At 65.7% G+C, this 20,808-nt stretch carries 17 protein-coding genes; 4 read left to right on the top strand and 13 right to left on the bottom strand.

The window, feature by feature from the left end:
• Positions 1–4 precede the first annotated feature (4 nt).
• The 3 genes from IPU70_RS21680 to IPU70_RS21670 are packed head-to-tail and all read right to left on the bottom strand — an operon-like array spanning position 5 to position 3,684.
• Positions 5–949: an ABC transporter permease gene (locus IPU70_RS21680; protein ID WP_207470190.1), complete on the bottom strand. Its 945-nt coding sequence runs from the start codon at positions 947–949 to the stop codon at positions 5–7.
• A gap of 6 nt (positions 950–955) precedes the next feature.
• Positions 956–2,527, bottom strand: coding sequence for an ABC transporter substrate-binding protein (locus IPU70_RS21675; protein WP_207470188.1), 1,572 nt, complete (start codon positions 2,525–2,527; stop codon positions 956–958).
• A gap of 50 nt (positions 2,528–2,577) precedes the next feature.
• Positions 2,578–3,684, bottom strand: coding sequence for a C45 family peptidase (locus IPU70_RS21670; protein ID WP_013392264.1), 1,107 nt, complete (start codon positions 3,682–3,684; stop codon positions 2,578–2,580).
• A gap of 160 nt (positions 3,685–3,844) precedes the next feature.
• On the opposite strand from IPU70_RS21670, the gene IPU70_RS21665 reads away from it, so the two are divergent.
• Both IPU70_RS21665 and IPU70_RS21660 read left to right on the top strand, forming a co-directional pair.
• Entirely contained in the window at positions 3,845–4,726 is an 882-nt protein-coding gene (locus IPU70_RS21665; protein WP_207470186.1) for a GntR family transcriptional regulator, read from the top strand.
• Positions 4,727–4,892: 166 nt separating this feature from the next.
• Complete coding sequence (locus IPU70_RS21660; protein WP_207470184.1) at positions 4,893–6,227, top strand: aspartate aminotransferase family protein; 1,335 nt, start codon at positions 4,893–4,895, stop codon at positions 6,225–6,227.
• 13 nt (positions 6,228–6,240) lie between these two features.
• Here the strand turns inward: IPU70_RS21660 and ltaE are convergent, their stop codons facing one another.
• The 6 genes from ltaE to IPU70_RS21630 form a co-directional block, all read right to left on the bottom strand.
• Positions 6,241–7,251 carry a low-specificity L-threonine aldolase gene (gene ltaE, locus IPU70_RS21655; RefSeq protein WP_207470182.1) on the bottom strand — a complete coding sequence of 337 codons (1,011 nt, stop codon included), beginning with the start codon at positions 7,249–7,251 and terminating at the stop codon, positions 6,241–6,243.
• Between the two features lie 37 nt (positions 7,252–7,288).
• Positions 7,289–8,176, bottom strand: coding sequence for a DMT family transporter (locus IPU70_RS21650; RefSeq protein ID WP_207470180.1), 888 nt, complete (start codon positions 8,174–8,176; stop codon positions 7,289–7,291).
• Positions 8,177–8,329: 153 nt separating this feature from the next.
• Positions 8,330–10,309 (bottom strand): acetate--CoA ligase, encoded by a 1,980-nt coding sequence (acs, locus tag IPU70_RS21645; protein ID WP_207470178.1) that lies wholly within the window; start codon positions 10,307–10,309, stop codon positions 8,330–8,332.
• A 225-nt stretch (positions 10,310–10,534) separates the two neighbouring features.
• Positions 10,535–11,875 (bottom strand): MFS transporter, encoded by a 1,341-nt coding sequence (locus IPU70_RS21640; RefSeq protein ID WP_207470177.1) that lies wholly within the window; start codon positions 11,873–11,875, stop codon positions 10,535–10,537.
• Positions 11,872–12,279, bottom strand: a complete 408-nt coding sequence (locus tag IPU70_RS21635; protein ID WP_207470175.1) for a heme-binding protein — start codon at positions 12,277–12,279, stop codon at positions 11,872–11,874. Before IPU70_RS21635 ends, IPU70_RS21640 begins: the two co-directional genes overlap by 4 nt.
• Positions 12,276–14,165 carry a propionate--CoA ligase gene (locus IPU70_RS21630; protein WP_207470174.1) on the bottom strand — a complete coding sequence of 630 codons (1,890 nt, stop codon included), beginning with the start codon at positions 14,163–14,165 and terminating at the stop codon, positions 12,276–12,278. Before IPU70_RS21630 ends, IPU70_RS21635 begins: the two co-directional genes overlap by 4 nt.
• A gap of 287 nt (positions 14,166–14,452) precedes the next feature.
• Between IPU70_RS21630 and IPU70_RS21625 the strand changes: the two genes are divergently transcribed.
• Entirely contained in the window at positions 14,453–15,112 is a 660-nt protein-coding gene (locus IPU70_RS21625) for a C40 family peptidase (protein WP_207470166.1), read from the top strand.
• A 156-nt stretch (positions 15,113–15,268) separates the two neighbouring features.
• Here the strand turns inward: IPU70_RS21625 and IPU70_RS21620 are convergent, their stop codons facing one another.
• The 4 genes from IPU70_RS21620 to IPU70_RS21605 all read right to left on the bottom strand — a co-directional run bounded on the left by IPU70_RS21620 (position 15,269) and on the right by IPU70_RS21605 (position 19,635).
• Entirely contained in the window at positions 15,269–15,592 is a 324-nt protein-coding gene (locus tag IPU70_RS21620; RefSeq protein ID WP_013392254.1) for a DUF2325 domain-containing protein, read from the bottom strand.
• A gap of 196 nt (positions 15,593–15,788) precedes the next feature.
• Complete coding sequence (locus IPU70_RS21615; protein WP_207470164.1) at positions 15,789–16,733, bottom strand: CysB family HTH-type transcriptional regulator; 945 nt, start codon at positions 16,731–16,733, stop codon at positions 15,789–15,791.
• Positions 16,734–16,827: 94 nt separating this feature from the next.
• Positions 16,828–18,321 (bottom strand): CoA-acylating methylmalonate-semialdehyde dehydrogenase, encoded by a 1,494-nt coding sequence (locus IPU70_RS21610; protein ID WP_207470163.1) that lies wholly within the window; start codon positions 18,319–18,321, stop codon positions 16,828–16,830.
• Positions 18,322–18,417: 96 nt separating this feature from the next.
• Complete coding sequence (locus tag IPU70_RS21605; RefSeq protein ID WP_207470161.1) at positions 18,418–19,635, bottom strand: ABC transporter substrate-binding protein; 1,218 nt, start codon at positions 19,633–19,635, stop codon at positions 18,418–18,420.
• Positions 19,636–19,858: 223 nt separating this feature from the next.
• Here IPU70_RS21605 and IPU70_RS21600 point away from each other — a divergent pair, with 223 nt between their 5' ends.
• Positions 19,859–20,779, top strand: a complete 921-nt coding sequence (locus tag IPU70_RS21600) for a LysR family transcriptional regulator (RefSeq protein WP_207470159.1) — start codon at positions 19,859–19,861, stop codon at positions 20,777–20,779.
• The last annotated feature ends 29 nt before the right edge of the window (positions 20,780–20,808 follow it).

The raw sequence follows: 20,808 nt of genomic DNA, 5'->3' as shown, positions 1-20,808 counted from the left end.
GATCCTATTGAAGCTTCACGCGCGGGTCGAACAGCGGATACAGCAGATCCACCACCAGGTTGACCGCCACGTACAACAGCGCGATGAACAGCAGGCAGCCCTGCACCACCGGGTAGTCCCGCGCATAGATGCTTTCGACCAGCAGGCGGCCGATACCCGGCAGCGTGAACACGGTCTCGATCACCGCGGCGCCCGAGAGCAGATGGCCCAGCATCAGGCCGATCACCGTCAAGGTGGGGCCGAACGAATTGGGCAGCACGTGGCGCAGCATGACGCGTTTTTCCGGCAGACCCTTGGCGCGCGCATGCGCCACGTATTCCAGCCGCAGGGTCTCGATGGTGCTGGCGCGCATCATGCGCGTGATGGCGGCGATCTCCGTCAGCACGATGGCGCATACCGGCAGCACCAAATAACGCGCCGCGCTCAACCCGCCCTGGGCGATGGATTCGAAGCCATACACCGGCAGCCAGTTCAGCTTCACGCCGAACAGCCAGATCAACAGAATGCCGACCCAGAAGCTGGGCATGGACACGAACAGGATCGAGGTCGACACGATGGCGGTATCGGCGCGGCGGTTCTGACGCCAGGCCGCGACCATGCCGGCTGGCACCGCCACCAGGCAGGCCAGCAGCGTGGCCGTCAGCACCACCTGGGCCGTCACCGCGAAATGCGTCAGCACCAGGTGCATCACCGGTTCGCGCCGCGCGATGGACATGCCCAGGTCGCCCTGCAGCGCGTTGCCCACCCAGATCAGGAACTGCTCGCCCACGGGGCGGTCCAGCCCCAGCGCGTGGCGCATTTCCGCCAGCAGCGCCGGGTTGTCGATATCGCCCAGCATCAGCGAGGCCGGGTCCCCGGGAATCGCGCGTATCAGCGCGAACACCAGCACCGTGACCACGATCACGGTGGGCACCGACGCCGCGATGCGCTTGAGTAGATAGCCCAGCACGGCGCCTCAGTTCTTGGTCACGTTGAAGAAACGCGGCTTGCGCAACGGCCAGCCCGTAAAGCCCTGCAGCTTGCTGGAGACCACGACATAGCCCGGCTTGTTGTAGTACATCAGCAGCGGCGTGTCGCGCAGCATCAAGGCATGCAGCTTGTCGAACGCCTGCTTGCGCACGGCGGGATCGGACTCGGCCTCTATGCCTTCCAGGATGGCCGCGGCTTCGGGGCTTTCCCATTGGGCCATGGGTGTCTTGGACTTGTCGCCGATCACGTCGCGGAACATCAGCGCGGGCTCCGTGCGCGCCGAGTAGGCGAATGCCATCAGCTGGAATTTGCCTTCGCGGAAGTTGGTCACCTGCGTGCCCCACTCCAGCATGTCCAGTTCGGCCTTGATGCCGGCCTTGCCAAGCAACTGCTGCGTCACCACCGCGACGCGATACAGATAGGGATAGCGCTTGTTGGCCTGCAGCTTCAAGGGTTCGCCGCGATAGCCCGCGGCGTCGAGCAGGCGCTTGACCTCTTTCAGGTTCTTCTCGTAGCCGGCGCGGTCAGCCTCGGAGTAGTAGGCGCTGGCGGCGGGCACCAGGGACGGGTTGTAGGCGGCCTGGCCGTTGTTCAGCGCCCGGGCGATGCCGGGAAAATCCAGCGCCAGCGCGATGGCGCGGCGCATGTTCACATCCGACAGCAAGGGCGCGCGCGTCTGCATCAGCAGGTTCACGGTATCCAGTCCCTGCTCGGTAACGATGTTCCAGCGGGGATCCTTGACCGGGAGATTGTCCTCGTCGGCGTTGTAGGCGTCGACCTGCCCCGCCATCAACGCCGCCTTCTGCGCCGCGGCGTCCGGAATCACCACGAAGCGCAGATTGGCCTGCGCGGTTTTCTTCCCGGCCATGCCGCTGGGCGCTTCCTCGCGCGGTTTGTAGCCGGCGTATGGCGTCAGCAGCAGGTACTGCTCCTTCTTCCATTCGGCGAGGACGTAAGGACCGGTGCCTATGGGCTTGGCCCACTTGCCCTCGGCGTCGACGCTCTTGGCGCTCAGCACCGGCATCGGGCACTGGACGCTGGCCATCTGGTCCAGGAACAGCGCGTAGGGCTGCTCCAGCCTGAACACCACGGTGGCAGGATCCGGCGTTTCCACCGCCACGACCTTGGCGCCCTTGCTGCCGTCGTAGAGGTTCTTGCAGGAATACTCGGACTGGGCGCCGTTGAGATAGTCGTAAGTCCACTTGACGTCGGCCGAGGTCATGGGCGTGCCGTCGTGGAAGGTGACGCCCTGGCGCAGCTTGAAGGTGTAGTCGCGCTTGTCGTCGGACAGCGTCCAGCTGTCAGCCAACATGGGAGCCACGCTCATGTCGGCGCGCAGCGCCACCAGGGACTCCACCACATGGGCCAGCACGTTGTCGGTGGAGGTGTTGCGGGAACGCCCGCCGGGCAGCGTGGTCGGCGTGCCCGAACCTTCGGCGTAGCGGATTTCAGGAACGGCGGCCTGCGCCCGCACCGCGGCGGGCATGCCGGCCATGGCGCCAGCCAGCGCGGCGGTCAACAGCAGCGCGTTCTTGACGCGCGAACCATGCGAATTCATAGGGGGTCACTCCATGGGCGGCGCTAGCCGCATACGGGTCCGGGGCCGGCTCAGAAGAGCCGGTATTCAGCGAAGTTGCGTCCTTCGTAGGGCTTGCGGGCGATCCACATCACGCCGCTGGCCGGTTCCATCAAGGTCGTGGCCACCGTGGCCGAGATGCTGTCGAAGCTGGCCGGCTTGGGCGAGCGCAGCACGCCGTCCGGGGCGGCGAAGTCGTCGGCCAGGATGCGCTTGACCGTGTCCCAGTCGATGCCGCCGGCCGCACACGCCAGCATGTCCTGCACGCGGCGCTGGCGGTAGATCGAATCCGGATTGGCGGCCAGGCCCTTGTCAAACAGCTTGGCGCGCGCGGGCGGGCTGATCCAGTGGTTGGCGTGGACCAGCAGGCCGTCCTCGGGCGTGATCCAGAAGATCTCGTCGGGCGAGCACTCCAGGTCCACCGCCTCGCCCTGCGCCTGCGCCAGCATCAGGTTGTTGGAGCAGAAACGCCGCGACGCCCACAGCACCTTCATGGCGTTGCAGATGTTGGTGGCTTCCAGCATCTTGCGCCGCACCAGCACCAGCGGCACCTCGGCGGGACGCTGGTAATCGTGCTCGCAGGACAGGAAGTTGCCGGACAGGGACACGCCCGCGCTATTGAAGCCGTGGCGCGCCAGACTGCCCGCCTCGGTGAACATCAAGAGATCGGGACCGTCCTCGCGCCGCATGCGCAGCACGATGCCGGTGTCCACGCATTCCTCGCGCCAATCCCAGTTGTGGGCATGCATGAGCTTGCCGCCGGCGGCGGCCTCGGGCAGCACGATCAGGCCGGTGCAGCCATCGTCCAGCCCTTTGCGCGCGCGGCCCAACTCGGCATGACCGAACATCATTTCGGTGCGGCAGTTGATGACCACCACGTCCTCCAGGGCCTGGCCCGATCCATCGGCGATGCCGCGCAGCTCTTCCAGGTAGGCCGCGTCATAGTCGCCCACCACCGGCACCATGGCGGCGGCCAATTGCTTCAGGCGATCCGCGGCGACGCCGCGCCGCTCCAGCTGCCCGCGGTAGAGGGCCACGCTGCGCGCCACGCGTTCAGGGACGGCGGCGCCGTGCTGGCGGCCCCGCTCATAGGGGCTGCCCTGCACGTCGACCAGGGGGAAAGGGGTAGGCAAAGTCACGGCTCAAGGCTCCGGCGCGAGATTCATAAGATCGGCAAATTTTGTACTAATATAATAAAAAGTTCAATACAAGGGTTTCCCCGGAGCCATCATCACGAAGTCTGCGCCTGAAGCTCTCCGGTACCATTCCGACTCCGTCGCCACTCGCGTCCATTTCCCCATGTCCAACGCCGCTCCCGTCCGCCCCACTCCGCTGCAAGTCGATCTGGCGCGCCACATCGCGGAAGACATCGTGGCCCGGCGCTACGCGCCCGGCGACCATCTGTCGGAGGAAACGCTGGCGGCGAACTACGAGGTGTCGCGCACGCCGGTGCGCGGCGCGCTCAAGCTGCTGGCCGCGCAGGGTCTCATCACGCACCGCCCCAACAGCGGCTACACGGTGGCGGCGCACGCCGCCGCCGCGCCACCCGTCATCGCGGGCGCCGGCCCCACGCAGGACGAGCTGTACCGCCGCTTGATCGATGACCGCGCCTCGCGCGTGCTGCCTGAAACCTTTACCGAGCGCGACCTGCAGCAGCGCTATCCGGCGCCGCGCAGCCTGCTGGCCAAGACCCTGCTGCAGTTGTCGGCGGACGGCCTGATCGAAAAGCGCAAGGGCCATGGCTGGCAGTTCGCGCCGTCGCTGGAGAACCGCGACGCGCTCAACGAGAGCTACCGGTTCCGCATGACCATCGAATGCGCGGGCCTGCTGGAACCGACGTTCCGTCTGGACCGCGAAGCGCTGGCGCGCATGCGCGCCGCGCATGAAACGCTAGCCGTGCGCAGCGACGCCGACATCTCGGCCACTGAGTTCTTCAATCTCAACGCCTCATTCCACGAGATGCTGGCCCGTTTCTCAGGCAACCGCTACATCCTGCAGGCGGTGCAGCAGCAGAACCAGTTGCGCCGGCTGGAAGAGCATGCCGCGTTCTATCGCGACGCGCGCTTCATCAATTCCAGCAGCGAACACCTGCAGATCATCGACGCCCTCGAAGCCGGCGACCAGGAATGGGCGTCCCAGCTGATGCGTCGGCATTTGAAGACGTCGCTGCAAGTGTCCTAGGGAGGGGAGCCCCCCTCCACCAGCCTGCATACCGAAGCGTTCCGCGTCGAACAGCCGGCATGCCCGGCGCCCGCGTCTTCGGGAAGCATCCGGCTCGCTCGTATTGTATTTATTATTTTATTAATACAAAATAGAGCACCCGAATATCCAAAAGCCGGATCTCCCCATGCCCTCCTCAGCGCCTCACCCCACCCCCGCCATCAACGCCGAAGCCTATTGGATGCCTTTCACCGCGAACCGGCGCTACAAGCGCGCGCCGGTGCTGTTCAGCGCGGCCGAGGGCATGCACTACATCCGGCCGGACGGACGCCGCGTGCTCGACGGTATTGCGGGCCTGTGGTGCGTGAACGCCGGCCACCGCCGCCCAGAAATCGTCGACGCCATCGCCCGCACCGCCCATGATCTGGACTACGCCCCCTCGTTCCAGATGAGCCATCCCCTGGCCTTCGAGCTGGCCGAGGCCTTGCGCCAGGAGGCGCCCGCCGGGTTCTCCAATGTGTTTTTCTCGAACTCCGGTTCCGAAGCGGTGGACACCGCGCTGAAAATCGCGCTGGGCTATCACCGGGCGCGCGGACAGGGGCAGCGGGTGCGCCTGATCGGACGCGAGCGCTCGTACCACGGCGTGGGCTTCGGCGGCCTGTCGGTGTCGGGCATCGCCGGCCACCGCAAGCCCTTCGGCAATCTGCTGCCCTACGTGGACCACCTGCCGCACACCTATGACCGCAGCCAGATGGCCTACACGCGCGGCCAGCCGGACTGGGGCGCCCACCTGGCCGATACGCTGGAGCGCATCGTCGCGCTGCATGACGCGTCCACCATCGCCGCCGTCATCGTGGAGCCGGTGGCGGGCTCGACCGGGGTGCTGGTCCCGCCCAAAGGCTACCTGCAGAAGCTGCGGCAGATCTGCGACGCGCACGGCATCCTGCTGATCTTCGACGAAGTGATCTGCGCCTTCGGCCGCATCGATGGCGCCTTCGCCTCATCGCACTTCGGCGTCACGCCAGACATCATCACCAGCGCCAAGGGGCTGACCAACGGCGCCATCCCCATGGGTGCGACGCTGGTGCAGCAGCATGTCTACGATGCCTTCATGCAAGGACCGGACAGCGCCATCGAACTGACCCATGGCTACACCTATTCCGGCCATCCCGTGGCCTGCGCCGCCGGCCTGGCGACCCTGGACATCTGCCGCCGCGAGGGCCTGTTCCAGCGCAGCCGCGAACTCTGGCGCTATTGGGAGGACGCCGCGCACAGCCTGAAAGGACTGCCGCACGTCGTGGACATCCGCAACATCGGCCTGCTGGCCGCCATCGAGCTGGAGCCACTGGAGGGCAAGCCCGGCCAGCGGGCCTATGCCGTGCACCAGGCCTGCCTGGAACGCGGCTGCCTGATCCGCTCTGCGGGCGACACCATGCTGTTGTCGCCCCCGCTCATCATTGAGCGCGCGCAGATCGACGAGTTGTTCTCAGTACTGTCGGACGTGCTGCGCGCGGACGCCTGAACGCCAGCCCTGGCTATGCCAGGTGCCGCGCCACCGCCTGGATCACCTGCCGCACGTCCGCGGCGGACACGTCCAGGTGCGTGACCAGGCGCGTCGGGCCGCCGTAGACGGCCCGCATCTGGATGCCGTCGCCGGCCAGTTTGGCGGTGAGTTCCTCGCAGCGCGCGGGCTCGAATTCCGCGAACACCATGTTGGTGTCCTGACTCAACACCTTGACGCCGGGAATTCCGCGCAGCCCCTCGGCCAGCAGGCGGGCGTTCTCGTGGTCATCGGCCAGGCGCTCCACGTTGTGCTCCAGCGCATACAGGCAGGCCGCGGCCAGCACGCCGGCCTGGCGCAAGCCGCCGCCCAGCATCTTGCGCCAGCGGCGGGCGCGGGCGATGAGTTCGACGCTGCCCACCAGTACCGAACCCACCGGCGCGCCCAGGCCTTTCGAAAAGCAGAGGGACACCGAATCGAAGGGCTGGCACAGGTCCGCCACCGGTTTGCCGCTGGCCACGGCCGCGTTGAACACGCGGGCGCCGTCCAGATGGGTGGCCAGTCCGTGCTGGCGCGCCCAGTCGGTCGCAGCCTGCACGTAATCGGCGGGGATCAGCTTGCCGTGGAAGGTGTTTTCCAGCGCCAGCAGGCGGGTGCGGGCGAAGTGCGCATCGCCCTCGGGCTTGAGCGCCGCGGCCAGCTTTTCCAGCGGCAAGGAGCCGTCCGCCGCGTGCTCGACGGGCTGCGGCTGGATGCTGCCCAGCACGGCCGCCCCGCCCCCCTCGTACTTGTAAGTGTGCGCGAGTTGGCCTACCAGATACTCGTCGCCGCGCTCGCAGTGGGCCATCAACGCCCCCAGATTGCTTTGCGTGCCGGACGGGAAAAATAGGCCTGCCGCCTTGCCCGCGCGTTCGGCAACCGCTTCCTGCAAGCGGATCACGGTCGGGTCATCGCCCATCACGTCATCGCCCAGGGGCGCGGATACCATGGCTTGCAGCATGGCCGCGGATGGCCGGGTGACGGTGTCGCTACGCAGATCGATCATGGAAAATCCTGGTATGGAAAAGGAATTCTGAAAAAGACTAGTCGGCGCGCACAGCCGGCGCCGCGCGGCTCACCACCCAGATGCCGGCCAGGATCAGCGCCATGCCGCCCAGCTCGGCCGCAGTAGGCTGTTCCGACAACAGCGCCCAGGCGAACAGCATCGCCACGACGGGCACGCCCAGGCTGGACAGGCCTGCGATCGAAGCCGGCACCAGGCGCACTACCAGCAGCCACAGCAGCCAGCCCGCGGCCGTCGCGACCAGCACGATGTAGGCCATGCCGGTCCAGAGCTGCCAGCCCCATATCGCAGGCATCTGCGGCACCAGAAAGGCAACAGGCGTCATGACCAGCCCGCCCAGCAGCATCTGCCAGGCCGTGAAAGTCATCACATCCGGCGCGTGCCGCTCGAACATGCGCTTGGACAACACCGTGCCCACGCCCCAGCACAAGCCGCTGCCCAGTCCCAACAGCACGGGACGGATGTCGCCCAGGCCGTTCCAGGGTTCCACGAAGCAGACCAGCCCGATGGCGGCCAGCGCGATGCCCAGCCCATGCCGCGCAGTGGGGCGTTCGCCCAGCAGCCACCACGCGAACAGGATCACCCAGAACGGCATCGTGTAGGCCATGAGCGAAACCTTGCCCACGCCGCCCGATACCAGCGCCGTCTGTACAAAGCCCTGGAACCCGGCCGTTTGCGTCAGGCCGATCAGCAAGGTCAGCTTCCAGGGCGGCATCGCCAGCGGACGGCGCATCACGATGGCCAGCGCGAACAGCACCACGCCGCCCGATACATAGCGCAGCGCCACGAAGTCGAACGGGCCGATATACGGGACGATCAGTTTCATCGCGATCCAGCTGCCCGCCCAGACCAGGATGGTGCTGAACATCAGGGCTAGCCCTGCACGATCGAAACTGCTGCGGCTCACTGGCACGGCTCCGTGGGAATGAATGCTGGACGCGGAAAAGCAAATACGCCCGTACCGGCGGTTCCGATACGGGCGTATGACATTATGCGCCTGCCTTACCCGCCAGGGCGGTCATAGGCGGGCCATTCCCGTCCATCATGCGGACGGGAACGATCACAGGGATTTGGCCAGCTGTTCCAGAATGGCCGGGTTCTCCAGCGTGGACACGTCCTGCGTGATTTCCTCGCCCTTGGCGACCACGCGCAACAGGCGGCGCATGATCTTGCCGGAACGCGTCTTGGGCAGGTTGTCGCCAAAGCGGATGTCCTTGGGCTTGGCGATGGGGCCGATTTCCTTGGCCACCCAGTCGCGCAGCACCTTGGCGATGGCGAGCGCCTCATCGCCTTCGGGACGCGAACGCTTGAGCACCACGAAGGCCACCACGGCTTCGCCGGTGGTGTCGTCCGGACGGCCCACCACGGCAGCTTCCGCCACCAGCTCGTGCGCCACCAGGGCCGACTCGACCTCCATCGTGCCCAGCCGGTGGCCGGACACGTTCAGCACGTCGTCGATGCGGCCCATGATCCAGAAGTAGCCGTCCGCGTCACGCTGCGCGCCGTCGCCGGCCAGGTAGTAGCCGCGCAATTCGGGCAGGAAGTAGCTCTTCTTGAAGCGCTCCGGGTCGCCCCAGATGTTGCGGATCATGGCGGGCCAGGGGCGCTTGATGACCAGGAAGCCGCCATTGCCCTGCTCCACGTCGCCACCCGTCTCGTCGACGATGGCGGCGGCGATGCCGGGCAACGGCAAGGTGCAAGAGCCCGGCTTGGTCGGCGTGGCGCCCGGCAGCGGCGTGATCATGTGGCCGCCGGTCTCGGTCTGCCACCAGGTGTCCACGATGGGGCAGCGCTCGCGGCCGATGTTCTTGTGGTACCACATCCAGGCTTCGGGATTGATGGGTTCGCCCACCGTGCCGATGATGCGCAGGCTGTCCAGGTCGTAGTTCTGCGGATGCGCTTCGGGCGCGGCCTCGGCCGCCTTGATCAGCGAGCGGATCGCGGTGGGCGCCGTGTAGAAGGTGGTGACCTTGTGGCGCGCGATCATGTCCCAGAAGCGGCCGGCGTTGGGATAGGTCGGCACGCCTTCGAACACGACCTGCGTCAGGCCGGCCGCCAGCGGGCCATAGGTGATGTAGGTGTGGCCGGTCACCCAGCCCACGTCGGCCGTGCACCAGTACACGTCGTCCTTGCGGGCGTCGAAGGTCCACTTCACCGTCAGCAGCGCCCACAGCAGGTAGCCCGCCGAGGAATGCTGCACGCCCTTGGGCTTGCCGGTGGAACCGGAGGTGTAGAGGATGAAGAGCGGGTGCTCGGCGTTGACCGGCACGGGCTCGCAGGTGTCGGGCTGGCCGGCCTCGACGTCGTGCATCCAGAGGTCGCGGCCTTCGTTCCATTGCACCTTACCGCCGGTGCGGCGGTACACGATGACCTTGGTCACGGCCTCGCAGCCGCCCATGGTGAAGGCTTCTTCCACGGCGGGCTTGAGCGGGATGGTCTTGCCGCCGCGCACCTGCTCGTCGGCGGTGATGACCAGCGACGCGCCCACGTCCATGATGCGCTCCTGCAGGCTCTTGGCCGAGAAGCCGCCGAACACCACCGAGTGCGTCACGCCCAGGCGTGCGCAGGCCTGCATGGCCACCACGGCTTCGATCGACATGGGCATGTAGATGATGGCGCGGTCGCCCTTCTTGTAGCCCAGCGCCGCCAGGCCGTTGGCGAAGCGGCAGACGCGCGCCAGCAGTTCGCGGTAGCTGACCTTGTCGACCTTGCCGTCGTCGGTTTCAAAGATGATGGCGGTCTTGTCGGCGTTGCCGTTGGTCAGGTGCACGTCCAGACAGTTGGCCGACACGTTCAGTTCGCCGTCGCCGAACCAGCGGTAGAACGGCGCGTCCGATTCGTCCAGGACCTGCGTGAACGGCTTGGTCCATTGCAGGTTGTCGCGCGCCTGCCCGGCCCAGAATCCGTCGAAATCGTTCTCGACCTGCGCGCACAGCGCGTTGTAGGCCTCCATGCTGGGGATCGCGGCGCCTTGCGCGGCGCGCTCGGGCGGCGGGAACACCCGGGTTTCCACCAGTACGGACTCAATAGCGTTCGACATGATCTTTGTCTCCAATCGGTAATTCTGTTTGTTTGTGCCGCTTGTTCATTACCCAACCGCAACCGTATCGCCACGCTCTTACGGGCACCTTACGCAAAATGCGGGCCGGAGCCCGCGAGGCAAGGCCGGCGCCGGGCAATCAAGGCGTGCCGCCGCCAATCGTAGCGACGTCACCGGACAGTCCATAAGGATAGCAGCCGGCGTGGCCTGCGCGCACCGCGCGCCTCAAGCCGCGCGCCGCGCCAGCCCGCGCTTCACGTCCACGCGCGACAAAAGGATGAGGCCGCCCACGAAGAACAGGCCGGTCACCAGGATCGCGAGGCGGTGGTTGCCATGCGTGGCCCAGGTCACCAGGCCGTAGGTGAGCGGACCGATCACGGCGGCCAACTGCACCGCGAAGGTCCACAGCGAGTAGAACTCGGCCAGCCGGCCGGCGGGAGCCAGCGCGCCGGTCATGGCGCGGCCGGCGCTCTGCGTGGTGCCCATGCACAGCCCTGCCAGCGTGGCGGCCGCCCAGAACACAGGCGCGGTCACGGCGGCGTACGCCACCAGCACCATCACGATCCAGCCGCATAGCGTCATGGCCAGCGCCGGCTTGTGGCCGATGCGGTCCTGCACGTAGCCGAAGGAGAATGCGCCGGCGGCCGCGCCGATGTTCACGGTGAACACCAGCAGCATGATCTGCGGCGTGGTGAAGCCCATGACCTCCGAGGCATAGACGGCGGCCAGCGTGATCACCACCGAGATCCCCGCCTGATAGCAGGCGATGCACATCAGCAGGCGGCGGAATTCCGGAAAGTGCTGGCCGGTTTCGCGCCAGGCATAGGCCAGGCGCTTGAGCATGTGCAGGGATTCCTGCTTGCCGGCCTGCGGCTTGGCGCGTTCGCGCAACAGGAAGAACGACGGCAGCGCCGCCAGCGCGAACACCGTGCAGGTGACGACGATGACCCAAGGCACGAAATGCTCGGCGGTTTCGCCGCGCGCCTCGGCCAAGGTCACCACGACCAGCGACAGGCCCAGCGTGAGCATGCCGCCGCAATAGCCGAAGCTCCAGCCCCAGCCCGAGACGCGCCCCAGCGCGGAGGGCCGGGCGAGTTCCGGCAGGAAGGCCGCGACCACGGACTCGCCGACGCAATAGCAGTAGTTGGAAATGACGATGGCGGCCAGCGCCAGCCAGACGTCGCCAGGCCCGGCCTGGGTCAGCACCAGCGTGGCGGCCACGCAGCCCACCGTGCTCGTGAAAAGCAAGCGACGCTTGCTGGCCCGCGCATCCGCGCGGGCGCCCAGGGTGGGCATGGTCAGCATGATGAGCAGATAGGACAGCGACAGCGCCGCGGTCCAGGCCAGCGTGGCCCAGGGCGCGCGCCCGCCGACCACACCGACGAAATATGTGCTGAACACCGCCGTGAGGATCACGGTGGTATAGCCGGAATTGGCGAAGTCGTACATGGCCCAGGCCCAGACCTCGCGTTTGGCCACGCCGGGATTCAGGGGGCCGTCGCCCCCTGCTCCAGCGTTCTGCGCGGAAGCGCCGGCCGGCGCTTCCGACGGCTCGCCTTGGCTCATAGGCCCAGTGCGGCGATGCCAGCTTGCGCGATCAGCGCGTCTTCGGTCGATTTCACGCCCGACACGCCGACTGCGCCCACGACTTGGCCGTTGGCCACGATCGGCACGCCGCCTTCCAACATGCCCTCGAGGTGCGGCGCCGACAGGAACGAATAGCGCCCGTTGTTGATGATTTCTTCGTAGATGCGCGATTCGCGGCAGCCCATGGCTGCCGTCTTGGCCTTGGCCGGCGCAATGTGGGAGGAAATCGGCGCAACGCCGTCCAGGCGCAGCATGCCCATCAGGTGCCCGCCGTCGTCAACGACGGCGATGGCGACCGCCCACTTGTTCTGCAGGGCGTGTGCTTCGGCCGCAGCCAAAATCTTCTTGACGTCTTCGGCGGTCAGCACGGGCTTGGTATTCATTGCAGCGACTCCTTTATTTGTTCCAGGGCGGTGGGATCTTCTATGGTGGTCAGGTCGCCGGGATCGCGTCCTTCGCATACCGCGACGATCGCGCGGCGCAGGACCTTGCCGGACCGGGTCTTGGGCAGCGCGCCCACGAACCGGATCCTGGCCGGCCTCGCCACGGCTCCCAGCTGATCTTCCACCAGCCGCATGATATCGCCTTCCAGGCGCTTTGCCCCTTCCTCGGTTTCGGCGCCAGCAGGATTCTTGAGCACGGCGAACGCCATCGCCACCTGCCCCTTGAGCGAGTCCGCCACGCCCACCACCGCGCATTCGGCGATCGCGTTGTGGCTGTTGACGGACTCCTCGATCTCGCGCGTGCCCAGCCGATGGCCCGCCACATTGATCACATCGTCGGTGCGGCCCAGGATGAACCAATAGCCATCGGCGTCCACCAGCCCCCAGTCGAAGGTGGAATACACCTGGCGGCCGGGAATGGAGGTGAAGTAGGTCTGCACGAAACGCTCGTCGTCGCCCCAGATGGTGGACATGGCGCCCGGCGGCAGCGGCGGCACGATGGCCACCACGCCCTTCTGGTCGGGCCCGAGGTCCTCGCCGGTGGACTCGCTGACGATGCGCGCATCGAAGCCGTATACCGGGAACGACGGGCTACCAAAACGGGTTGGCACTTTTTCCACGCCCGGCTGGGCCGACAGGATGGGCCAGCCCGATTCCGTCTGCCAATAGTTGTCGATGATGGGCTTGCCCAGTCCGCCGGAGATCCATTGCGCCGTGGGCTCGTCCAGCGGTTCGCCCGCCAGGTAGACCGCGCGCAGCGAGGACAGGTCGTGGCGCTTGAGCAGCTCCGGATCCTGGCGCTTGAGCACGCGCACCGCGGTTGGCGCCGAAAACAGGGTGTTGACGCCGAACTGCTCCACCAGCTTCCACAAGATGGCGCCGTCGGGGCGCACCGGCGTGCCTTCATACAGCACCGTGGCCTGTCCGCCGATCAGCGGGCCGTAGATGATGTAGGAGTGGCCCACCACCCAGCCGATGTCGCTGGTGCAGAAGAAGGTTTCACCGGCGCGGCCGTCAAACAGGTATTCCATGGAGGAGGCCAGCGCCACGGCATAGCCGCCGGTATCGCGCTGCACGCCCTTGGGCTTGCCCGTGGTGCCCGAGGTATAGAGGATATAGCTGGGCTCGGAGGACTCCAGCCACTCCACCGGCACCCGCGCGCCCAGATGGCGCTGGCGCAAGGTGGCATAGTCCAGGTCGCGTCCCGCCACGGGCTCGAACGGCGCCAGGCCGCGGTCGAACACCACCACCGAGGCCGGCGGCGTCTTGGCCAGCGCCAAGGCGCGGTCCAGCAGGGGCTTGTAGGGTACGACCTTGCCGCCGCGCGAACCGGCGTCGGTGCAGACCACCACCTTGGGCGCCGCATCGTCGATACGCTGGGCCAGGTTGACCGAGGCGAAGCCGCCGAACACCACCGAGTGCACCGCGCCGATCCGCGCGCACGCCAGCATGGTGAACACGGCTTCCGGCACCATGGGCATGTAAAGCAACACCCGGTCGCCACGCCCCACCCCAAGTTCCTTGAGCATGGCGGCCGCGGCGTTGACCTCTTCGTACATTTCCTGGCGGGTGTAGACGCGCTCGCGCTCCACCTCGGTGGACACCCAGATCAAGGCCGGCGCATCGGCCTGGGTCGGCAGCCAGCGGTCGACGGCGTTGTAGCAGAGATTGGTGCGCCCGCCCGTGAACCATTTGGCGAAGGGCGGCCGGGAGAAGTCCAGCACGGACTCGAAAGGCGTCTCCCAGTGGATGCGGCTGGCCTCTTCCCGCCAGAACACATCGCGATCATGGATCGAGCGGTAATGGAAATCCCGGGTTTTTTGCATTTATGTCTCCTGTTATCTTTCTTACGCCTTAAGGCTGATTGATTTCTTCTCGAATCTTTTGGTCATTCTGGTAGGCGAACCTTGCACGAGGCTTGCCGCAAGTCAAAATGTTCTGCCAAATGTCCACGCTGCATGGGCATTAACGCCGGTTTTGTCGCTAACTGGTCTTAAAAGTTTGGTAGAATCCCCCCGAAGTTGTAGAAAAATGTTGATTTTGCTGACATCTCGGCCACATTCACGGCGAATTCCGTGTTTTTTGCCGTTATCTGCAAGTCACCCCCAGGCGCATGCATCGACACTCCAACCACGCGATACTGAATCCTTCCTCCGGCCAGGCAACTCGCGGTCTGCGTTTGCTGGCGTTGGTTGCATGCGTGGTGGGTCTGGCAGGTTGTGCTGCTACAAATCAAAAGTCAACCGCCCATACGTCCGAGATCGATCCCTACGAAACGGAATGGGTAGCCACCACCGATGATCCCATCGGCGTGCTGGTAAGCCAGAAATTCAAGCGTGAACGCCAGAAGACCCATTCAGGCGTCAATAGCGACAACGCCCTGGTCAGCGAAGCCCTCAATCACCTGGGCATCCGCTACCGCTTCGGCGGCAACTCCCCCGACACCGGATTCGATTGCAGCGGCCTGGTCACCTACACGGCCGAACGTTCGCTGGGCCTGAAGCTGCCCCGCAACGCCGCCGAAATGGCGCAACAAGGCGTCTCGGTCGCCAAGAACGAACTCAAGGCCGGCGACCTGGTCTTCTTCAACACGCTGGGCCGCCGCTACTCGCATGTGGGCATCTACCTGGGCGACGACCGCTTCGTGCACTCGCCCAGCGCTGGCGGCGTGGTCCGCGTGGAAAACATGACCATGGCTTATTGGTCCAAGCGCTACAACGGCGCGCGCCGCCTGGACAACAGCCTGATGGCGTCCGCCCGCGCAGCCAACTGACACCTTTCCAGGATAGCCGCCAGGCCCTCCTCGCTACAAGCAAAACGCCGCCGGACTTTCCAGTCCGGCGGCGTTTTTCATCTCTCTTCGCGGCCCAGGGGCCGCAGGCCGTTTCGGCCTCCCCAGTTTTTTGTTTGGCGGCGGCAGACCGCGCTATCAGTGCACCGAGCCCGAGCGCGGGCACAGGCCGCATTGCTGCAGGGCCTGTTGCATGCTGCACACCGAACGCCGACAAGCCACGACGCGGATGCCGCCACGTTGCGCGGCGTTGCGGAAGGTTTTCATGACGTTGTGGCCCAGGAAGTCGGTCAGCAGGATGACCAGCTGAGTACCCGAGGGCAATTGCAACGTCTTCTTTTGATGCGAGGGATCACGGCCGCTGATGTGGTGCGTGATCGAAATATTGTGTCCTTTGAGCAGATCCGGAATGTTGCCGAGGCGGTCGGCGCCCACTACCACTGCACTTAATCCTGCCGTCATGATGAACCTCACTGGGTCGTTGAGACTGGATGTAATGATAATGATTCCTATTTTTTAGTCAACTCAAATGAGATCAGTTCTTATTTAATTATTTTTATGAGCATATGAAAGGGGATAGCGCGGACCGCGACGCACCAAGAAAAAAGGCGCGCCGCCCAACGGCGCCGCGCCTCCAGCCCCAAGGGGAAACGGCCTGCTACTTGGGCGCGCCCTGCACTGCCTCGGTCACCACCGCGCGGGTCAACGAAGGCGCCAGCATTTCCAGGAAGGTGTAGACGTAGTCGCGCAGGAACACCCCGGCCTTCACGCCCACGCGGGTCGTATGCGTGCCGAACAGATGGCCCACAGGCAGGCCCACCAGATTGCCGTCGCGGCGCGGATCGTAGGCCACGCCCGCGATGATGCCGATGCCCAGGCCCACGTCGACATAGGTCTTGATGACGTCGGCGTCGATGGCCTCCAGCACGATGTCCGGATGGATACCCTGGTTGGCGAAGATTTCGTCTATGGTGCTGCGGCCGGTGAAGGCGCGGTCATAGGTGACGATGGGAAACTCGGCCAATTGCGCCAGCGACAGGCGCTTGGCGGCGCTGGAGGTCAGCTCGGCCAAGGGATGATCCGGGCGCACCACCACGGTGTGTTCCCAAGCATAGACCGGCAAGGTCGCCAGGCCGGGCGTCAAGGCCAACGATTCCGTTGCCAGGGCCAAGTCGGCCTGCTCGTGCAGCACCATTTCGGCCAGTTGCGCGGGGCTGCCCTCGGCCAGCGACAGATGCACCTTGGGGAATTGCTTGCGGAACGCGGGAATGACGCGCGGCAGCAGGTAGCGCGCCTGGGTGTGGGTGCAGGCGATGACCAGGCCGCCCTCGTCGCGGCGCGCGAATTCGTCGCTGACCTTCTTCAGGTTGTCCACTTCGCGCATGATGCGGTCGATGACCTGCGACACCGCCAGGCCGGGCTTGGTCAGCCCCTTGATGCGCTTGCCGTGCCGTTCGAAGATCTTGATGCCCAGTTCGTCCTCGAACTCGATGATCGCCTTGGAGACGCCGGGCTGCGAGGTGTAGAGCATCCGGGCGGCTTCGGTCAGGTTGAAGTCGCGCCGGATGGTTTCACGCACAAAACGAAATTGCTGCAGGTTCATGAATTGGCCCCTGATAGACGGGCCAATTATAAGTAATAAGGGCGCCTCGTTATATAACTTATTTATATAAGCTTACATGCGAGGCGTCCCCACTTCAGCGCATCGAGATCGTGGTGTTCACGCTCTTGGCATGAGCCGACCAGCGCGCAGTGACGGTCTTGGTCTGCGTCCAGAACTGCACCGCCTGCTTGCCGTTGGGGCCCAGGTCGCCCAGCTTGGAGCCGCGCGAACCGGTGAAGCTGAACCAGGCCACCGGCACCGGGATCGGCACGTTGATGCCGACCTGGCCGACGTCGATGTTGTTCTGGAAGTAGCGCGCCGCGCCGCCATCCTGGGTGAACAACGCCACGCCGTTGCCGTTGGGGTTGCGGTTGATGAACGCCACCGCGTCCTCCAGCGTTTCCACGCCTACCACGCACAGGACCGGTCCGAAGATTTCCTCGGTGTAGATGGTCATGTTTTCGGTGACGCCGTCGAAAATCGTCGGGCCCACGAAGTTGCCCTGCTCGAAGCCGGCGACCTTCAGGCTGCGGCCGTCCAGCAGCAGCTTGGCGCCTTCGTCCACGCCCTTCTGGATCAGGCTTTCGACGCGCTTCTTGGCGTTGGGCGAAACCAGGGGGCCGAGGTCCGCTTCGCGGTCCATGCCGGAATTGACCTTGAGCTTCTTGGAACGCTCGACGAAGTCGGGCAGCCAGTTGCGGGCTTCGCCCACCAGCACCGCCACGGACGAGGCCATGCAGCGTTGGCCGGCCGCGCCAAAGGCGGCGCCCACCAGCTGGTTCAGGGCGACCTCGGGATCGGCGTCCGGCAGGATCACGCAGTGGTTCTTGGCGCCCATCATGGACTGGCAGCGCTTGCCGGCGGCCGAGGCGCGGTTGTAGATCTCGGTGCCGACGCGGGTCGAGCCGATGAACGAGACCGCCTTGATGTCGGGGTGTTCGCACAGGCCGTTGGCGGTTTCCGGACCGCCATGCACCACGTTCAGCACGCCTGCCGGCAGGCCGGCTTCCAACGCCAGCTGCGCCAGGAACAGCGAGGAGGTCGGGTCCTGCTCGGAGGGCTTGAGGATGAAGGTGTTGCCGCAGGCCACGGCGATCGGGAACATGAAGCAAGGCAGCATGACCGGGAAATTGAACGCGGTGATGCCCGCGCACACGCCCAGCGGCTGGATCAGCGTGTAGACGTCGATGCCGGACGCGGCATTTTCGGCGTACTCGCCCAGTTGCAAGTTGGCGATGGAGCAGGCGTGCTCCACGACTTCCAGGCCGCGGCCGACTTCGCCCTCGGCGTCCGGCAGGGTCTTGCCGTGCTCACGGGTGATCATTTCGGCCAGCTTGCCGGAGTTGGCGCGCAGCAACTCCTGGAACTTCAGCATGACGCGCATGCGAGCGCCCTGCCCGCTGTTGCGCCAGGTCTTGAAAGCCTCCTTGGCGTTGGAGATGGCCAGGTCCAGTTCTTCGCGCGTGGCGAAGGGCACCTTGGCGACGACCTCCTGGGTAGCGGGATTGATCACGTCTCGCCATTCGGTGGTTTTGGACTGCACGAGCTTGCCGCCGATCAATAGCGGAACGCGGGGGACTTCACTCATTTGATGCTCCTCACACTGCGTAGTCGATGCGGATGGAATCCGCGTTCATGGATCTTCAGGTGCGCCGGCGGCCATGGCCGGTCGGCGCGCCAGGGTTTACTTCTTGACCAGCGGGCAGCTCGAATCCGCCAGGGGCTGGAAGGCCTCGGCGGCCGGGATGGTGGCCACCAGCTTGGAATAGTCCCAGCCGCCCTTGGACTCGGCCGGCTTTTTCACTTCATACAGGTACATGTCGTGGATCACGCGGCCATCGGGACGGATGGAGGCGTTGCGCATGATCGGATCCTCGATCGGCAGCGCGCGCATTTTGTCGGCCACCACCTTGCCGTCGGTGCTGCCGGAAGCCGCGACCGAACGCAGGTAGTGCCGCACGCTGGAGTACACGCCGGCCTGGGTCATGGTGGGCTTCAGGCCGCGGAAGGCCTTCTCGAAGCGCGTGGACCACTGGCGCGTGGCGTCGTCGTAATCCCAGTAGAAGCCGTCCACGTACGACAGGCCCTGGGCGCTTTCCAGGCCCAGCGCGCGCAGATCCGACAGGAAGATCAGCAGCGACACCAGGCGTTGGCCGCCTGCCACGATGCCGAATTCACGCGCCTGCTTGACCGCGTTGACCGTGTCCTGGCCGCCATTGGCCAGCGCCACGACCTGGGCCTTGGAAGCCTGCGCCTGCAGCAGATAGGAGGCGAAGTCCGGTGCGTTCAGGGGATGGCGCACGCTGCCGGCCACGGTGCCGCCCAGCGCTTGCACGGCCTTGGCCGTGTCGGCTTCCAGCGAGTGCCCGAAGGCGTAGTCCACGGTGATGAAGTACCAGGACTTGCCGCCCGCCCTCACCGTGGCCTTGGCGCCGCCGGCGGATTGCGAATAGGTGTCGAACATCCAGTGGAAGCCCACGGGCGAGCATTCCTTGTTGGTCAGCGCCGTGGTCGCGGGGCCGGAGAACATCACCACCTTGTTCTTTTCGCGCGCGATGCCCTGCACCGCCAGCGCCACCGCGGAGTTGGTCAGGTCGGCGATGGCGGTAACGCCGTCGCGGTCGAACCATTCGCGCGCCTTGGCCGCGCCCACGTCGGCCTTGTTCTGGTTGTCCGCGGACACCAGCTCGATCTTCATGCCCTTGCATTCGGCCGCCAGGCAGTCGTCGATCGCCAGTTGCGCCGCCGCCACCGAACCTGGTCCCCCCATGCCGGCGTAGGTGCCAGACATGTCCGTCAGAATGCCGATCTTCACTGGCGGCTTGTCCGCCGCCTGAGCCTGGCCGACCAATGCGGCGCCCAGACACAAGCCTACGGCCAGCCCGCGTGCGTGCAATTTCATGGATTTGTCTCCTGAGTTTTATGCGTTATGGCGCCGTCTGCGCGGCCTGCGGTCCCAGGGCTTGAGCCCCGGAGAGCCTGTCGTCAGGCTCTGAGCCCGCCGACCCAGTGTAGATGTGTGAAAATCAACAAGCAACACTAGAAATGCACATTCCTTGTGCATTCATGCACAAGTGAAATTTGGCCGGCGGCGCGTTGCGCGGCCGGCCCGGGAGAGCCGGAAAGTGCTTGATTGGGACAGCCTGAGATATTTCCTGGAAGTGGCCCGCACCCAGCGGGTCAGCGCCGCGGCGCGCAAGCTCGGGGTCGAACACACGACGGTGTCGCGGCGCATCCGCGCGCTGGAAGCCGAGCTGGACACCCTGCTGTTCGAGAAGTCGCGCGGCGCGGGCTTCGTGCTGACCGAGGACGGCCAGCGTCTGTTCGTCCATGCCGAGCAGATGGAAAGCACCGTGCACTCGGCCCGTGAAAACCTGTCGGGCATAGGCCAGGCGCTGTCGGGCCATTTGCGCATCGGCGCCACCGAGGGCTTCGGCAGCTATGTGCTGACGCCGCTGGCGGCGGACTTCCAGCGGCGCTACCCGCACATCACCCTGGACATCCTGCCGGTGCCGCGCTTCGTCAGCCTGTCCAAGCGCGAGGCCGATCTGGCCATCACCATCGAGCGCCCCCAGCGCGGCCCCTATGTGTGCAGCAAGCTGTGCGACTACACGCTGCGCCTGTATGGCACGCCCGGCTATCTGGCCAGCCATCCGCCGATCAGGGAGCGCGCGGACCTGGCCGGGCACACCTTCATCGGCTACGTCGACGAACTGCTGTTCAGCGAGCGCCTGCGCTATCTGGAAGACCTGCTGCCCGCCAGCAAGGTGGTGCTGCGCAGCACCAGCGTGGTGGCGCAATACCACGCCGCGCTGCAAGGCCAGTCGCTGGCGATCCTGCCCTGCTTCATCGCCGCTCAGGATCCGCGGCTGACGCCGGTGCTGGCGGATGAGGTCGAAATCACGCGCTCGTTCTGGATGTACTGCCACGAAGATCTGCGCAAGCTCAAGCGCGTGACGGCCTTGTGGGATTTCATCCGCAAGTCGGTGCTGAAGAACGCCGACCTGCTGGCCGGCAAGGGCGGCACGATGAAGTACCTGCCCTGAAAACGCCGCGGCCCGCTCTGGGCGGGCCG

The organism is Achromobacter sp. SD115, assembly GCF_017355315.1.
GTDB classification, from domain to species: domain Bacteria; phylum Pseudomonadota; class Gammaproteobacteria; order Burkholderiales; family Burkholderiaceae_B; genus Achromobacter; species Achromobacter xylosoxidans_B.
The sequence above is the reverse complement of the archived record's forward strand: the minus strand, read 5'-3'. Positions and strand labels throughout refer to the sequence as shown.

Bases quoted from the DNA above. Each gene is read 5' to 3' on its own strand.
- IPU70_RS21635 (WP_207470175.1), bottom strand. From the start codon at position 12,279: ATGAATACCAAGCCCGTGCTGACCGCCGAAGACGTCAAGAAGATTTTG.
- IPU70_RS21675 (WP_207470188.1), bottom strand. From the start codon at position 2,527: ATGAATTCGCATGGTTCGCGCGTCAAGAACGCGCTGCTGTTGACCGCC.
- ltaE (WP_207470182.1), bottom strand. From the start codon at position 7,251: ATGATCGATCTGCGTAGCGACACCGTCACCCGGCCATCCGCGGCCATG.
- IPU70_RS21620 (WP_013392254.1), bottom strand. From the start codon at position 15,592: ATGACGGCAGGATTAAGTGCAGTGGTAGTGGGCGCCGACCGCCTCGGC.
- IPU70_RS21615 (WP_207470164.1), bottom strand. From the start codon at position 16,733: ATGAACCTGCAGCAATTTCGTTTTGTGCGTGAAACCATCCGGCGCGAC.
- IPU70_RS21665 (WP_207470186.1), top strand. From the start codon at position 3,845: ATGTCCAACGCCGCTCCCGTCCGCCCCACTCCGCTGCAAGTCGATCTG.
- IPU70_RS21605 (WP_207470161.1), bottom strand. From the start codon at position 19,635: ATGAAATTGCACGCACGCGGGCTGGCCGTAGGCTTGTGTCTGGGCGCC.
- IPU70_RS21625 (WP_207470166.1), top strand. From the start codon at position 14,453: ATGCATCGACACTCCAACCACGCGATACTGAATCCTTCCTCCGGCCAG.
- IPU70_RS21660 (WP_207470184.1), top strand. From the start codon at position 4,893: ATGCCCTCCTCAGCGCCTCACCCCACCCCCGCCATCAACGCCGAAGCC.
- IPU70_RS21610 (WP_207470163.1), bottom strand. From the start codon at position 18,321: ATGAGTGAAGTCCCCCGCGTTCCGCTATTGATCGGCGGCAAGCTCGTG.
- IPU70_RS21640 (WP_207470177.1), bottom strand. From the start codon at position 11,875: ATGAGCCAAGGCGAGCCGTCGGAAGCGCCGGCCGGCGCTTCCGCGCAG.
- IPU70_RS21630 (WP_207470174.1), bottom strand. From the start codon at position 14,165: ATGCAAAAAACCCGGGATTTCCATTACCGCTCGATCCATGATCGCGAT.
- acs (WP_207470178.1), bottom strand. From the start codon at position 10,309: ATGTCGAACGCTATTGAGTCCGTACTGGTGGAAACCCGGGTGTTCCCG.